This window comes from Terriglobia bacterium (assembly GCA_020072565.1).
Taxonomy (GTDB): Bacteria; Acidobacteriota; UBA6911; order UBA6911; family UBA6911; genus JAFNAG01.
Window position 1 is genome coordinate 1 of record JAIQGI010000032.1, and the last position, 16513, is coordinate 16513.

10 protein-coding genes are annotated in these 16513 nt (G+C 58.3%); 8 read left to right on the plus strand and 2 right to left on the minus strand.

Features of this window, described 5'->3' with window-relative positions; translation table 11 throughout:
* Nucleotides 1–323: 323 nt before the first annotated feature.
* The 3 genes from LAP85_18790 to LAP85_18800 all read left to right on the plus strand — a co-directional run bounded on the left by LAP85_18790 (nucleotide 324) and on the right by LAP85_18800 (nucleotide 2899).
* A complete protein-coding gene (locus tag LAP85_18790) occupies nucleotides 324–608 on the plus strand; it encodes a transposase (protein MBZ5498451.1) in 285 nt (94 codons plus the stop codon).
* Entirely contained in the window at nucleotides 605–970 is a 366-nt protein-coding gene (locus LAP85_18795) for a hypothetical protein (GenBank protein ID MBZ5498452.1), read from the plus strand. The genes LAP85_18790 and LAP85_18795 overlap by 4 nt, the downstream gene beginning before the upstream one ends.
* Before the next feature lie 138 nt (nucleotides 971–1108).
* Nucleotides 1109–2899, plus strand: coding sequence for an IS1634 family transposase (locus LAP85_18800; protein MBZ5498453.1), 1791 nt, complete (start codon nucleotides 1109–1111; stop codon nucleotides 2897–2899).
* 763 nt (nucleotides 2900–3662) lie between these two features.
* Here the strand turns inward: LAP85_18800 and LAP85_18805 are convergent.
* Nucleotides 3663–5699 carry a sigma 54-interacting transcriptional regulator gene (locus LAP85_18805; GenBank protein MBZ5498454.1) on the minus strand — a complete coding sequence of 679 codons (2037 nt, stop codon included), beginning with the start codon at nucleotides 5697–5699 and terminating at the stop codon, nucleotides 3663–3665.
* Between the two features lie 184 nt (nucleotides 5700–5883).
* Between LAP85_18805 and LAP85_18810 the strand changes: the two genes are divergently transcribed.
* The 5 genes from LAP85_18810 (at nucleotide 5884) to LAP85_18830 (ending at nucleotide 14079) form a co-directional block, all read left to right on the plus strand.
* Entirely contained in the window at nucleotides 5884–7161 is a 1278-nt protein-coding gene (locus LAP85_18810; GenBank protein ID MBZ5498455.1) for an efflux RND transporter periplasmic adaptor subunit, read from the plus strand.
* A 10-nt stretch (nucleotides 7162–7171) separates the two neighbouring features.
* Entirely contained in the window at nucleotides 7172–10360 is a 3189-nt protein-coding gene (locus tag LAP85_18815) for an efflux RND transporter permease subunit (protein ID MBZ5498456.1), read from the plus strand.
* Entirely contained in the window at nucleotides 10353–11699 is a 1347-nt protein-coding gene (locus LAP85_18820; protein MBZ5498457.1) for an efflux transporter outer membrane subunit, read from the plus strand. The genes LAP85_18815 and LAP85_18820 overlap by 8 nt, the downstream gene beginning before the upstream one ends.
* Before the next feature lie 284 nt (nucleotides 11700–11983).
* On the plus strand, nucleotides 11984–12493 hold the full coding sequence (locus LAP85_18825) for a hypothetical protein (GenBank protein MBZ5498458.1): 510 nt from the start codon (nucleotides 11984–11986) through the stop codon (nucleotides 12491–12493).
* A 341-nt stretch (nucleotides 12494–12834) separates the two neighbouring features.
* Nucleotides 12835–14079: a hypothetical protein gene (locus tag LAP85_18830; protein MBZ5498459.1), complete on the plus strand. Its 1245-nt coding sequence runs from the start codon at nucleotides 12835–12837 to the stop codon at nucleotides 14077–14079.
* Nucleotides 14080–14451: 372 nt separating this feature from the next.
* Here the strand turns inward: LAP85_18830 and LAP85_18835 are convergent, their stop codons facing one another.
* Nucleotides 14452–16239 (minus strand): VWA domain-containing protein, encoded by a 1788-nt coding sequence (locus tag LAP85_18835; GenBank protein MBZ5498460.1) that lies wholly within the window; start codon nucleotides 16237–16239, stop codon nucleotides 14452–14454.
* Nucleotides 16240–16513: the final 274 nt, after the last annotated feature.

Genomic DNA, 16513 nt, shown 5'->3' on the forward strand with positions numbered 1-16513 from the left:
CTTGCAGGTCCCGGTTCGCCCTGGTACTCCAGGTCAATGCCCTTGCCCCATCGGTGTCGGGTTCCCTTCGTCAGGGCCCCAGGACAGGACTTGCGCCTGCTGGCGCTCACCTCCGATCTCCTGGCCATGCCAGTCACACTCGCGAAGGCTCGCTGCGCTCGCCTTCACTCCGCTCCGGGGCATCCATCCCCGTGGCGGCGGCCCTGGGCCCAGGTCCCGCGGTTGCCGACCCGGAGGTCGGGCCTAAAGCCGTACGGCGGCGTTTCTCAGCCGAGTACAAGCGTCGCATACTGCAGGAGGCCGACCAGCGCGACCCTGGAGGAATTGCGTTACTCCTCCGGCGTGAAGGGTTGTATTCGTCGCACCTGACCACCTGGCGTAAGCAGCGCAAGTCGGGAGAAATCGCCGGTTTGGAGCCCCGTAAGCGCGGCAAGAAGCCATTTCCGCGCAATCCACTGGCCGCCGAAAACGAACGTCTACACCGTGAAACCCAGCGGCTGCAGAAGCGCCTGCGCCAGGCCGAAACCATCATCGACGTCCAAAAAAAACTCTGCGATCTACTAGGGCTGACGGTACCCCCGATCGAGCAGAACGGGAGCGACGAATGATTGCGTGTCAGGATCTGTCGCCGCAGGTGGGGACCGCTGCTGCCTGTCATTCTCTGGACATTGCCCGGGCGACTTATTATCGCCGGCTCGAGGGCGACAGTGAAAATGTCGCTGGCAAGCGGCCGACACCGCCGCGGGCTCTGGATACCAGGGAAAGGGAGCGGGTGCTGGAGATTCTCCACGAGGACCGGTTTGTGGATCGGGCTCCGACAGAGATCTTCGCTTCGCTGCTGGATGAGGGGGGATCGGGGACTGACGACGGTAAGTCTCTAAAACCAAAAGACGTTAGCGCAAAGGGAGGCCTGAAAATCGGCGTTGCGCCCGATTTTCAGGCCTCTTTTTTTGTTCTAACCCGACTTTGACAACTCGACCCCGCTTTTCTCTATTTTTGACCTGTTCGTGTCTGTAACTCTTCTATTGCCAACAGCGGGTTTACGCCAAGCCTCTGTAGTGAAGACCCACCCTCTTGACCTGCCCATTGGGACGTGGAAAATGTCGCCATGTTTCTTCGTTACACGCAGCGAAAGAAAGACGGGAAACTGCACCGCTACTGGAGCATCGTTGAGAATCACCGTGGTGAGGGCAGACGAGTAGTCCAGCGACAGGTACTCTACCTGGGCGAGATCAACGACAGCCAAGAAGCAGCCTGGTGCCGAAGCATCGAGGTGTTTGAGTCGGGGACGGGCCACTGGCGTCAGGTTTCACTTTTCCCCGAGGATCGTGAAGCACCGGAACTGGCGCATGAGGTTGTCCACGTTTGTTTGGATCAACTGCAGCTTAGACGGCCGCGGCAATGGGGAGCGTGCTGGTTGGCATCTGAGTTATGGCGACAGCTGACGCTGGATGACTTTTGGCGCGAGAAGCTCAGGCCGAGTCGTGAAGGAACCGACTGGCTGGACGTGTTGAAGATTCTTGTGAGCTATCGCTTGATCGATCCCGGCAGTGAATGGCGGCTGCACCGTGAGTGGTATCACCGTTCGGCGATGCGTGACCTCCTTGGGCGCACCGGTGACACCGTCGAGTTGCAGTCGCTGTACCGATGCCTGGACTTGCTGCTCGATCACAAGCGCGACCTGTTCAGCTTTCTGACCGAGCGCTGGCAAGATCTGTTTGAGGCCAGATACGAAGTTTTACTGTATGACCTGACCAGCACCTATTTTGAATGCGATCCTCCCGAGCATGGCAAGCGACGGCATGGCTACAGCCGCGACAAACGTCCGGACTGTGTGCAGGTGGTGATCGCGCTCGTGATCACGCCGGAAGGATTTCCGCTGGCATACGAGGTGATGACGGGAAACACCAGCGATAAGACCACGCTCAAAGCATTCCTCGAGAAGATCGAAAACCAGTATGGGAAAGCCAATCGGGTTTGGGTCATGGATCGCGGGATCCCGACCGAGGACATTCTGCGTGAAATGCGGACGGCAACCACGCCGGTATCCTATTTGGTCGGGACGCAACGAGGGCGGCTGACGAAACTGGAAAGAGAGTTTTTGAAACTGCCATGGGCGAGGGTGAAGGACTCTCTGGAAGTGAAACTCTTGCCGCAGGAGGGAGAGCTGTACATCCTGGCCCGCAGCCAAGGCCGCAGGAAGAAGGAGCGCGCGATGCGGCGGCGCCGGCTCAAAAAACTGTGGCACCGTCTTCATGAGTTGCAACGGCAGAAACTGACGCGCGATGAATTACTGTTGAAGCTTGGGGCAGCCAAGGCGGAAGCCGGCAAAGCTTATCGGCTGGTGGAAGTTCATGTGCCCAGCGCCAAAGAACCAGTCAATGCCGAGACCTTCACCTTTTCTGTGCGCAAAGAGAAACTCCGAGCGGCCATGCGTACTGAAGGCGATTATCTACTGCGCTCGAATCTCTCGGGCGAGGACCCGGCAATCCTGTGGCAGCGGTATATTCAGCTGACGGAAATCGAGGCGGCCTTTCGCAATCTGAAGAGTGATCTGGCCATCCGGCCGATTCACCATCAGAAGGATCCGCGCATCGAGGCACACATCTTCATTGCGTTTCTGGCCTACTGTCTCTACGTCACGTTACAGCAGCGGCTGCGGGCTTTGGCGCCCGGGCTCACGAGCAGAGCCGTAATCGAGAAGATGACCGCCATCCAGATGATTGACGTTCACCTACCAACCACGGACGGCAGGATGCTTATCCTCTCCCGATATACGCAACCGGAACCAGATCACCAACTGCTGCTGCAGCGGCTCCACCTGATGCTGCCGGCGCAGCCACCGCCCAAAATCTCTCAACAGGGCGAAAATGACGCCACCGAGCCCATAGCTTTGTAGTGAAGACCTACGAGTTTCTTGAACGCAGAATCAATGACTTAGAGAGATTTTGAGCCCCAGTTGTCAAAGTCGGGCTAAGGCATTTGCATCGGGAACGGGGGAACGGGGACTGACGACAGCAACCTATGGACCCGAAAAAGCAATACGCGGTTTCAGGAGCTCCAGGACCCGCTTAGACGCAAAAAGCCGGTCCGTTTTTGGGTTTTGACCAGGTTTGCATTGGCGGCGCCGGACTAGGTGCAACATTCCTTCGCCAAGAGCAAGCTTCAAGCCGCCTCCCAAGCCTCGGCCTTGTGTTTAAGACTGCCTGTCCTCTTTCCAATCCCTGCAGTGAGGCGCCCGGTGGACAGCCTGGGGTAACGAGCCTCGTTCCCACTGCCATTCCCGCACCGGTTGGAGTGCCCTTCCGGCGTGAGTACTCCGAATGACGATCGATCCGGAAACGCGTGGATGTTTTGTTGGAAGTTCCCGGTTCGATCGAGCCCCTTTCTGCAGAAAGAAATGGGTTGACGTCCCCATTTAGATTCCCACCAGGTCTGGTTTGTTTGGGCGTAAAATCAACCATCGGTGGCGGTTTGGGGCGAATCCGCGCGCCTGGTTGACATAAGACCTCCATGTCGGAAGCTGGTGGGATCACATGCAGGAGGTCCTGCCGGGGAGGACGACCGCAATCACGCAGCTTATTTCGCCTATCCATGTGAAGCGCTGACTACCGTGGCGCAGTATCAAAAGCAGGAGTTGCTCTCTTCCGGCAGTTCGCCTCTCAACGGTACTCACGGCTGATGTTCAGTTTTTTCATCCTGGACTGAAGAGTAGTCCGTTTGAGTCCGAGGCGGGCGGCGGCTCCGCCGGGGCCTCCGACGATCCCGTCGGCCTCTCTAAGGGCACGAATAATGCGGTCCCGTTCGGCGGAATACGCCTCCGTTTCAATTGTGAATGCGCGATCTTTCGGCTCTTTCCGGATCTCTGCCAGGGAGACCTGAAGGATTTGTCCGGTGGAGAGGATGACCGACCGCTCAATGAGGTTCTGGAGTTCCCGGACATTTCCCGGCCAGCTGTACTGCGTGAGACATTCGATCACCCTGGATGGAATGACCTCGACGGTACGACCCAGCCGCTTGGCGAATTTTTGGGTAAAATGACGGATCAGCAGGGGAATATCCTCCCGGCGTTCCCTTAAGGGCGGCACGCGGACGGGGAAGACATTTAAACGGTAATACAGGTCCCTCCGGAACTGGTTCTCGTCCACCATTCGCTTCAAATCACGATTTGTGGCAGCCACAATCCTGGCATCGACCCGGATCGTACGGTTGCTGCCAAGCCGCTCAAACTCCTGCTCCTGGATCGCCCGCAGGAGCTTCGTCTGCAGCTCGAGGGGAATTTCTCCGATTTCATCGAGGAACAGAGTCCCGCGATGCGCCAGTTCGAAGCGGCCGATTTTTAAACCGATGGCTCCCGTGAAGGCGCCCTTTTCATGCCCGAACAACTCGCTTTCCAACAGGCCGGAGGGAATAGAGGCACAGTCCAGCTTCACAAAGCTCTGCTGTTTTCTCCCGCTCAGATCGTGGATTGCGCGGGCGACCAGTTCTTTGCCGGTTCCGGTCTCCCCCAGAATCAACACCGTCGCATCGGTAGGGGCGACAATCTGGATGCCCTTGATGACCGCCTCCAGTGCCGGACTCTGGCCTACCATCTCGGCCAGGTTCCTATCGAACCGGATTTCCTCTTCCAGATACAGTTTTTCGGTAGCAAGGTTCTCCTTCAGCCTCGTGACCTCCTGGTAAATCAGCGAGTTCTCGAGAGCGATGGCGATCTGCCCGGCAACCTGGGACAGCAGCTTCACATCCTCGGGGGTGAAGGCCTCCGCCTCGATCCTGGTAAGATTCAGGCAACCAAGCATGCTGTTTGGAGTGAAGAGCGGCACGCAGCACATGGTTCTGACACCATGGTCCGCCAGGATGTTGCGGATTTCCGGAGTAAACTTTGCCAGATCGATGTCGTTGACAACCACAGGGCGACGCTTGGAAATGGCTTCTTCCGCAGGGGTGCCGACAAGAGGACTGCGGCTGGGGATGTCGGCGTTTCTAATTTCACCTCTTACTTGCAGCGAATAGAGTTGCAGCTCGTCTGCTTCTCTGTCGTACAGAGCGATGCTCGCACTGAAATGCGGGATGATTCTGTCGAGCTGGCTGGAAATGGCGGCGAACAGCTCCTCCGGGGACAGCTTGGAGACAAGTGCGTTCGTGATCTCGTGAAGAACCCGCAGCCGGTCGCGCTCAAGCGCCAGCGCTTTACGGCTCAGGTATTCCTTCATCGTAACGGCGAGTTCAGCCGCAACCCGCCGCAAAAATGCCAGCTCGGATTCGTCGGGTTCATATTCCGTGCGCCGCCCAAATCCCAAAACCCCGATCTTCTGATCCCCTGCCTTGAGCGGCAATGCAACAAGAGAATGAACTTCACAAGAAACCATCTGACGTATGAATTCAGGCCAGCGGGTTTCTTCGCGGGCTTTACCTACGACGAGAGCCTGTTGCTTCTCCCAAACCCAGCCTACCGGCGTATCCCCGAGATTGAATCTCTGGAAACTCGAATCGCCTGCATGCCCATTGTCCGTTACGGCATGCAGACGCAGCGATTCCGGAGTTCCGTCATAGAGTAGCAGTGCCAGATGGTCAAATTGAGCAACCGTTTGCAGAATCCGAAAAAGTTCCCCAAGAACGCTGTCCGGGCCTGTGCAGGCATCCAGTGATCTGCCCAAGTCCAGGAGTGCCTGATATAGCCGAGTAGGTTCCAAATCCATGTTTCCCGTCCGAAGAATCCGATAATATCATCGGCCGCCGATTTCGGCAATTGCCGACGGCACCTGCCGATTCTTGGCATTGTTCACAGCAGAAACGCTCAAAAAAGCTGCATCGGGGATTGGTACATCCGTTGCATAATAGCGTGATTCTGTGATCTACCGGTCGGTCAAAAGGAGTAGACAAATGCCCGTTATCCATTTTTGCAAGACCCTTTGCCCCGCGGGCCTCATCCTGGCGGGATTGCTCGTTTCCGGCTGCGCATCGAAGACGGCCCCTCCGCCGGCAGGTCCGGTGGAGGTTGCGACTGTGACGCTCCGTCCTGAAAAGATCGTGCTGACGACCGAGCTGCCGGGCCGGACGTCCGCGTACCTCGTTGCTGAAATCCGTCCGCAGGTGAATGGCCTTTTGCAGAAGCGGCTGTTCGAAGAAGGGGCCAATATCCATGAGGGTGACCTGCTTTACCAGATTGATCCCTCCCCTTACCAGGCGGCGTACGACCAGGCCAAAGCCGCGTTGGTCACGGCTCAGGCGAACGTTGGTACGGCCGAGGCGAACGTCGTCATGGTTGAGGCCAACCTGCCGGCGATCCGGTCACGTGCTGAGCGCCTGAAGGAGCTCGCAGCCATCCGCGCCGTCGGCCAGCAAGACTACGACGATGCCACTGCTGCTTTGCGGCAAGCCGAGGCCAACCTCGAGGTGACAAGGACGGCGGTGCAGGCAAGCCGGTCGGCCGTGGAGGTAAGCCGGACGGCTGTGGAGAGCGCCCGCATCAACCTATCGTACACACCCATCAAGGCTCCCATATCCGGACGGATCGGAAGATCCGACATCACGGTCGGCGCGATGGTGACCGCCTATCAACCCGTTCCGCTGGCGATCATTCAGCAACTGGACCCGATCTACGTGGATGTGACCCAGGCCAGCGCGGACCTGCTGCGCCTCAGGAGGGCACTGGAGAGCGGAAATCTCAAGAACGGTTTGGGCCGGCGGAAGGTCCAGTTGCTTCTCGAAGACAGTACGCCTTACCCCATGTCAGGCACGCTGCAGTTCCAGGACGTAACCGTAGATCCGACCACCGGCTCGGTCACGCTGCGCATCGTATTTGCCAATCCGAAACAGGTCCTTCTTCCGGGCATGTTCGTGCGGGCGGTCGTAGAGGAGGGCGCGGATGAACAAGCTCTTCTCATTCCACAACAGGGTGTGAGCCGCGACCCGAAGGGGAATCCCATCGCCCTGGTGGTGAACGCCGCCGGCAAGGTCGAGGCGCGTGCGATCGTGCTGGACCGTGCAATCGGAGATAAATGGCTGGTGACGAAAGGGCTGATTCCTGGAGACCGGCTGATCGTCGAAGGCATCGAAAAGGTTCGCCCGGGCAATTCCGTCAGGGCTGTCGATTTTGTAGCGCCCGCGGCCACCGGCGCAAAATCCGGCGCAGGCCAATCGCAGGTTCAGGCAAGGTAGGAGGAATTCAATGGCTAGATTTTTTATTGATCGTCCTGTTTTTGCCTGGGTTGTCGCCATCGGGATGATGCTTGCCGGCGGGCTGGCTATCTACAATCTGCCCATTTCCCAGTATCCCCCGATTGCTCCGCCTTCGATATCCATTCGATGTGTGTACCCCGGCGGATCGGCGAAAACGGTGGAAGACAGCGTGGTTCAGATCATCGAACAGCAGATGACCGGGCTGGACAAGATGCTTTACATCCATTCCACCTCTGATTCTGCAGGTATGGCACAGATCGAGCTGACCTTCGCCCCGGGCACCGATCCCGATCTTGCTTGGGCCAAAGTGCAAAACAAGCTTCAGCTGGCCATGCCGGTGTTGCCGGAGGTGGTTCAGCGCCAGGGTCTCAGAGTCAGCAAGTCCACACGCAACTATCTAATGATCGTCGGACTCTCTTCCCTGGACGACAGTCTCGACCAGAATGACCTCTCGGATTACGCTTTCTCGCAGATTCAATATTCGCTGGCCCGTGTGCCCGGCGTGGGCGAAGTGGAGGTGTTTGGCGCTGGCTATGCCATGCGAATCTGGCTGGACCCGAACAAACTCACGAATTACGGCATGACCTCGGACGATGTAATCGCGGCGGTCCGGAGTTACAACGTGCAGGTGTCGGCCGGCCAGTTCGGCGGGATGCCCGCCGTGCCGGGCCAGCGGCTCAATGCCTCGATCGTCGTTCAGACGCTGCTGAAGACTCCAGAGGAGTTCGGCGCCATTCCTCTGCGCAACAACCCGGACGGATCCATCGTGCGTGTACGGGACGTGGCGCGGACGGAATTGGGGACCGAATTTGACAATTTCAGGGCCTTTTATAACGGACATCCCACGACCGGTCTAGCCATCCGGCAGGAGGCCGGGGCTAACGCGCTGGACACTGCCGCCGCCATAAAAGCGAAGATGGCGGATCTGTCCCGCTACTTTCCTCACGGCATGACGGCCGTTTACCCCTTCGACACGACTCCTTTCGTGCGTGTAGCCATCAACGAGGTCGTCAAGACCCTCCTCGAGGCGATCTTTCTTGTGTTCCTTGTCATGTTCCTTTTTCTGGGAAACATGCGGGCCACGCTCATCCCCACGATTGCCGTGCCGGTGGTTATTCTTGGCACGTTCGGCGTTCTCGGACTGTTCGGCTATTCCATCAACATGTTGACCATGTTCGCCATGGTGTTGGCGATCGGGCTGCTGGTGGATGATGCCATCGTGGTGGTCGAAAATGTGGAGCGTGTGATGTCCGAAGAGGGCCTTTCGCCGCTGGAAGCCACCCGCAAATCAATGGACCAGATTACCAGCGCCCTGGTCGGCATCGGGCTTGTGCTTTCGGCCGTATTTGGCCCCATGATGTTTTTCGGCGGCTCGACCGGCGTCATCTACCGCCAGTTCTCCATTACGATCATCTCCTCCATGCTTCTCTCGGTCATGGTAGCTTTGATCCTGACGCCGGTGCTTTGCGCTTTTCTTCTAAAGCCGATGGGCAAGGGGCACGAAGCGGCCGAAACCGGATTCCGTCTACTCCGGCCGTTTTTCTTGTGGTTCGACCACATGTTTCTCCGCCTTCGGGGACGCTACCAGTCCGCGGTTGGGCACATACTTCGGACTCGGCTCCGCTACATCGCCGTTTTTGTCCTGATCGTGGCGGCGATGGGTTACCTCTTCGTGAAGATGCCCACAGGCTACCTGCCGGACGAAGACCAAGGGGTACTCCTTGCTATGGTGCAACTGCCCCCGGGTTCGACGATGGAGCAGACTCAAGTGATGATGCGAAAGGTGCAAGACCACTTTCTCATAGACCAGAAGGAGGCGGTGGAATCCTGCATGGCTATGAGCGGTTTCGGCATGGCGGGCCAGGCACAAAACCAGGGGATGGCCTACATCAAACTTCGGGATTGGGACCTGCGCAACAGGCCGGACCTGCGTGTGGAAGGCATCCTGAAGAAGGCGGCGCCGGTCCTCGGCAGTATCCGGGGAGCGACGATCTTTGCCTTTCCGCCTCCTGCCGTCGTCGAACTCGGCACATCAAAGGGATTTGATTTCATGCTTCAGGACCGCGGCGGCCTCGGCCACGAGACGCTCATGAATGCCCGTCTCCAGCTTCTTGGCCAGGCGATGCCCGATCCGCGGCTGACCGCTGTCCGCCCGAACGGCATGCCGGACCAGGCCGAGCACAAGGTGGATGTCGACTGGGCCAAGGCCGGCACTTTGGGAGTGTCGGTGCCTTCGATTCAGAGTTTGATCTCGACTGCCTTCGGGAGTTCCTATGTCAACGACTTCATACAGGGCGGACGCGTCCATCGAGTTTATGTGCAGGCCGACGCTCCCTACCGGATGCTGCCGGAGGATCTGGACCGCCTCTTCGTCCGGAACGCTGCTGGCCGCATGGTTCCTGTCTCCGCCCTCGCGTCGGGGCGCTGGACGTACAACTCCCCCCGGCTCGAGCGCTACAACGGTTTCCCAGCCCTGGACTTTTTGGGTGAGGCTGCGCCCGGAAAAAGCACCGGGGATGCCATGGCGGCCATGGAGGAAATCGCGTCGAAACTGCCACGCGGCATCGGCTACGAATGGACCGGCATCTCGTACCAGGAGCGGCTGAGCCAATCCCAGACGGGACTCCTGTATGCTTTTTCCATCCTCGCGATTTTCCTGGTGTTGGCGGCCCTGTACGAGAGTTGGTCGATTCCTATTTCGATCCTGCTCGCCCTGCCGCTCGGGGTGATCGGCGGGGTGCTGGCCACTTCCTGGCGCGGGTTGCCAAACGACGTCTACTTCCAGATCGGGCTGCTCACGGTTCTGGGGCTCACAACGAAGAACGCGATCCTGATCGTGCAGTTTGCTAAGATCCGCGTGGAGGCTGGCGCGGGCCTGATCGAAGCCACTCTCGAGGGGGCGAGGCTCAGGCTTCGACCCATCGTGATGACCTCGCTGGCGTTCGGCTTCGGGGTCTTGCCGCTGACGCTCGCCACCGGCGCCGGAGCAGGGGCGCAAAAGGCCATCGGCACCAGCGTCCTCGGCGGCATGATAACGGCGACATTCCTGGCGATCTTTTTTATCCCTCTGTTCTTCGTGCTGATCACTCAGGTCTTCGGCAGGAAAAAACCGGGGGGTCGAACCGTGATGGTCGATCCAGATCCCGAAACCAAGATGGAGGGGCCGCAACATGCGTAAACTCGTACCGCTATTGGCGCTCTCGTTTTTCCTGTACGGGTGTCCTCGCCCATCCCAGTATGTACGCCCCGGATTGCCGGTCCCTCCGACCTGGCCGGAAAGCTCTGCCGCCGGGGCCGGTGCGCGGGGTGCGCCGGCCGCCGGCGATCTGAAGTGGCAGGAATTCTTCACCGATCAGCGGCTCCAGTCTGTGATCGGGCTGGCGCTGGCGAACAACCGCGATCTCAGGGCGGCCTCGCTCAACATCGAAAAGGTCCAGGCTCTGTATCGGATTCAGCGCGCCCAACCTTACCCCACCGTTATCGCCTCGGCCAGCGGCGATGCCTACCGGGTGCCGGAAAACCTTTCCGGCAAGGACCACGCGGAAACGATCTCGCAGTACACCGTGGGACTGGGCACGACTTCGTGGGAACTGGATCTCTTCGGACGGATCCGTAGCCTGAAGACTCAGGTACTGGAACAATATTTGGCGACCGATCAGGCACGGTCGGCCGCCGACCGGGAAGGCCTGAAGCTGGCGCAAGATACTCTCGATGCCCAACAGGCTTCCTTCGATTTGATCAAGCGCACTGCGGAACTCGGCATGGCGTCTGACCTGGATGTGCGACAGGCGCAAAGCCAGGTGGAAGCGGCTCGCCTCGATATTGCCGGCTTTTCGGGCCAGGTGGCCCAGGACGAAAACGCGCTCAACCTGTTGGTCGGCACACCCGTAGCCCCGGGCATGCTGGCCGATGCACTGAGCAAGGTCTCAGATTTAAAGGAAATCGCGGCCGGCGTGCCGTCCGACGTGCTGCTGCGCCGCCCCGACATTCTCGCGGCCGAGCACCAGTTGATGGCTGTCAATGCGAATATCGGCGCGGCGCGCGCTGCGTTCTTCCCCCGGATCGCTCTTACCGCCGCCCTCGGGATCACCAGCAGTGATCTGACAAACCTGTTCAAACCCGCTGCTGGGACCTGGAACTTCGCACCGCAGGCGACCCTCCCGATATTTGACTACGGGGCCCGGCGGGCCGCGTACAAGGCGGCAACTGTGGATCGGGATATCGCGGTGGCCGAGTACGAGAAATCGATTCAGTCGGCCTTCAGGGAGGTGAGCGACGCCTTGAGCCAACGCACCGCGCTGGCCAACCAGCAGCAAGCGCTGCAATCACTCATCGATGCGTTGCAGGAAACCTATCGGCTTTCCGAAGCCCGATACAAGGGAGGGATCGACAGCTATCTGAGTGTCCTCATCGCCCAGCGCTCCGTGTATGCCGCTCAACAGCAGATGGTCGGCATACGGCTGGCACGACTGAGCAATCTTGTCACACTTTATAAGGTACTGGGTGGCGGAGCCTGAGGGTGGGGGATGCGGATGGGGGACTGACAACGGCAAGGTGCTGACCAGTCAGTACTTTGACACTTCTCTACCCTCCAAATTCCCGCTTACATCAACAAAACAGGCCTGATTATTGAAGTTAACAATCAAACACGGCTTTTGGATGAACTCTTATTCCTGCCAAGCATCTGAATATTGCTGCCGGATGTGGGTTCCGGCGCAAATAAACTGGCCCCGCAGGCACTTGACCTGCGGATTAGGAGGAGAAGTTCGGAACGACAAGGAAAAGAAGGTGGAGTTACCTGATGTTGCCGGCAGTACTGGGACTCTGCCTGAATGCAATGCCGGGAATCGTCCGGGCACAGACGGCTGCGGCAGCGCAGGCTCCGGATCTGTTGCGGCCATTGAAGATAGCGTTGGGTGAGGCCGGCGTGGCCGCTCTCACCAGCGATCAGGAGGCGGCAATTATGGCTTTGATCACAGACTTCCGGGCCCAAACCGCGCCCGTTGTCAGTGCGACGCGAGCCAGCTACTATAACTATATCCTCAGCGGCGATGCAACGGATGCCGTGGTATTGTTGCCGGCGCTGATGTCCGTCGAGAATGCGCAGGCTCAGGCACGAGCGCAGGCAAGAATCAACTTTGCCGCGGGTGTCGCCGCCGCTTTGACGAGCGCTCAGATGACCGCACTGCAAGCTAAGTTTAGCGACGAACAGATCGTCCGTTTTATTGAAGCCCTTGCGGGAGGCCCGGGCGGGATGAGGGGAGCGCGTGGCGCCCTCGGGCCGGCTTCGCCAACGCCTTTCAGAAGGTAACGACTGCCATAACTGTGGAACGGGCCCGCCGACAGCTGCGGGCCCGATGCTCGGCGGAAAATGCAACAGAATGCGCTCTATCCCGCGCTCAGAGGCGCAAATTCTTTCAAATGAAGAATCCTGAATAAGGTATCTCGCTTGGCCCGCTGGGTAAAAAGGAAATAGGAAACGTGGCACAGCCTGAAATCGATGCATCCGCCCCCCGGCTCGCTCCCCGCCCTGACTACAGGTTCCCGCCGCGTTTTGTGGTGATAAGAACCACCGTTTGATTCCTGCGCGTTCTCGTCCTGTTGTGTTATGTGCTCGTGCCCGTCGGCCTTTATTCGCAACAGAAACGGCAGATGCCTCCTCCTGACGAAAGTGCTTATGGGTCAAAATTCTTCGATCAGCTGCACAGCATCTTTGGCATATTTCGAAATGAAGATCTTCAACGTGTATTTCAAAGGGCTCAACCGATCCAATGCTCCGAGCTGGTAGCCAGCAAGGGGCAGTGGAAAACCGTTGCGTTTTTTAATGAGGATCGCAGCCTGGGCGAATGGTGCCGCAACACCATTGAAGAAGTGAAAGCAGATCTATCCGTCTACACCTTCTCCGGATCCTGTAATGGAGAGCAAGGGGCGGTCCAGGTGACAACGGAATTCCCGGTGGGCGCAAGCATCGAACTCTATAACGAAGCGAAAATCGGCCTGGATCAGATCGATGTCAATGTTAACGCGCCGGTGAATGCCACCTTTGATCCGGGCACTCAGGCGTATATCTTCGAGCTTCCCTACCTTTTCCTGACAGGACAACGCAGCTCCGGGAACATTTACAGCCTCGTCGCACCCCGCACCGAAGACAGGTATGCCACGGACGTGACGAGCCGCTGGGAATGCAAGATAGTAAAATCAGACGATTTGACCTACCGTTTTCTGATTTGCCGGACGGCGACTGTGCCACGCAACCCGGCAGTGAGGAACCAGAAGCGGGAACTGAGCTTCGGCGCGTCTGCCTACTTTATTCTGTCTGACGGCATGGAAGCGCAGACAAGTGTGCATCTGTCGTTCGGCGATGCCGGCCGTCGTACCGATAGTTCCCAGGACACCGTGCCGTCTGATCCTTCCCGTGCGCGCCCGGTCCTCATAAGAAAGGGAGCGATCACGGGCCGCGGGTCTTGGCAGGTGCCGGATGTGCATTCTAAATTCGCCGATGTCGGAAACAACGAATTCAGGCTGCGCTTCAACTCTCAAACCTGGACCGGCAAGATCCGTTCTTCCGAGATCTTGGCGGATCAGAAACTGTCGAGCCCGCAATCGGCCAAACTGCAGCAAGGCGAAGACTATTGCACCTGGCATCCAGCGGCTGCGGATCTTGTGGACCTTTTGCTGGCAAGCGAGCCTGATGCGAATGTTTCGTACTCCGCGGAAGGATTCGACAGAAACAGCTTGGAGGCTGCATCGATTGTCATTTACCTGAAGACCCATGAAGGTAGTCGTATAGGAACCCTGCAATGCTTCTTCCCACACACGGAATCCGCGTCGAAAATCGATTTTGACCGCTGGGTATCCATTGTTGGCGGACATCTCACGCTGGAGATCAAACGGTAAGATTAAACGCATCTTCGAGAGCTTTTCTCATTTCGAGTCTGAAACCACGAACTCTGACCGTGCGACCTGGAAGGATCCCGTCAGCCGCCAATTTCCTCAATATACCCGTTCGATCCATCAACATTGAGGGGAGCGTCCCCCATTCCTATTCTTCAATCTAAGGACTGTATCCGAGATGCTGGGGTAATTCCCGATTGTGCGTCTCCCACTCTCCCGGGCTGTCGAAAATCGCCGCGCATGGTCATCGGTCTTATGTTCAATAATCAGGCTTGTTTTTTCGATATAAACGGGAATTTGAAGGGTGGAGAATTGTCGAAATATCGTCCGGCCAGCACCTTGCCGTCGTCAGTCCCCCATCCCCCATCCCCACTGTCATCGCCCGATCACCCACCTGCTGCCCAGCCGGTCGCCCTGCATGTCATAGACCACAGCGACGACAAACTCTGTGTTGCTTTTGCGCGGAATAACCACGGAGATGGGGATGCCCTCCCGCAAGGCCGCCTGATAACGCTCGTCAGTGCGTTGCACGTCCGCGGTTCTCCACTCCGCACCGAGATAGTTTGAGTCTGCATCGGCGTAAAAGACGGCAATGCGCAGGCGCGCGGCATGGATGCCGCCGATGGTCTTGAAGCTAACTTTCGTCAGATCCACCTTCAGGTCGATCTTGAACTGGATTTGTCCGGCGTCGTCTTTGATTCTCGACGCTTTGATGTCGAGAGGGATGTCGGTATATTCCACCTTCCGGGTGCCCTGAACGCCCGCACCGTTGATGCGGGTCCAGGCCAGAAACTCGACAGGATCGTAGCGCTGCAACTTTTCACGGGCATAGTAGCCGTGCCTGTACTGGACTTTCACCCCGGACCGGTTCACTTTGACGCTGATCCCCCGAAACTTTCCGTCCCAATTTTCATTGTCAGGATAATAACCAAGCAGGTACTCGACCCGGGAACTGTCAAGAACGCGGGAAAGGGCATCCCCGACATTCTGATAGGCCGAGGAACGTCCGCCCGTCAGTTGAGAGACGTTGCTCATGCTCTGTATGGCAAACGTCTCCGCCCAATCCCTTGCCACAGGCACACCGCGTGGGCCCGCTCCGGGAACCGATCCGGCGCCGGAGAGGCCGCCGGTCTGGAACGTGTCGATGGCAACGCGAGCGTCGTTGGCGACGGCTGCGATGCCCTGGTCGTACTCAGTTTTTCCAAAAGGGAAGGTCAGGCCACGTTCGCTGAAAAACAAAAGGTGTTTCTCTCCTTCGACATAGCGAAGATATTCGATACATGTGAAAATATTGCCCGCATCAGCCATCGTGCTTCTGGAGCGGACAGCGAATTCGTCAAACGGCAGCCAGAGCATGGCGGCATCCGCAGCGAACGATTCGAGCTCCGTAGTCGCGGAGCCTTCCACGGTGCCGAGCACCACGCCCGCCGCCCTCTGCCATTGCCGGTAAGCCTCGGCTTCCCCGGTCACCTGGCCGGGAGGCACCTGGCGGGAACCCAGCCCCCGCGCGCTTTCGAAAATCCTGTCGATGTCGGGCTGCAGCGTCTTGGGAAACTCCTTGCTTCCGAACAGCGAGGCGAGGCCTGCGCTGAAATTCTGCAGCCGGTATTCTATGCTCTCGTGCGCGCCTTTGTAGGCCTCGAGCGCCTGAGCGATCTTCTCATGGTCGGTGGTGAAGTCCGTGGCACGGTTGTAGGCGAACAGAGCCACCCGGTCCTGGGGCAAGAGATTCTTGCGGACGAACTGGATCAGAACATCAACCGTCTTGAACGGCAGCTGGTAGCGGCCCCGGCCCATCAGAATGAGAAATACGCGAGACGTCTGGGGGGAAAGTTCTGCCGCCGGAATCGGACGGAGCACGGACGCCGGTTCCGGCATGGGGGCGGCTGCGTCGAAATTCTGCACGGAAAAATGCCGGATCTCCTGAGGTTTCCCATTTTCGAAAATGCGAAAGTCTTCCTGCTTGAGACCGGTCACCGGCCGGCCGCGCGAGTCTGTGACGATCACATCTACCGGAACCAGGCGCACGCGGGCCCGGTAAGTTCCCGGAGGGGCGGTTTGCTGGCCCTTAGGCGCGCCTTGGCCGAGCACCAACGCAATGGGCAGAGAGACTGGAAGACCAAAAACAAACATGATCAGGACGGCGTGCCGCAGACATCGCATAGCCCCTCTTTGGACAACCTGAATGCGTAATTAATCTACATCCATGAGAACGGGATTCCAATTGGATTTGATGCGCCCAACCTCGCAACTGTTCACGGTTGTGAAATCCGGTCACAGGCTGCGCCTGGCGAAAATCGGGGAATCGCAGCCCGGCAGTGAATTGCGGGGCTTTGTGCCGCTCAGAAGCCGATTCCCGCCCGATCCTGTCTCAGTGGAAGCGACGGGCAAATGGATATCCTGGATCGCAGCCTGATCCGTAAAGAAGTCCCCGTCA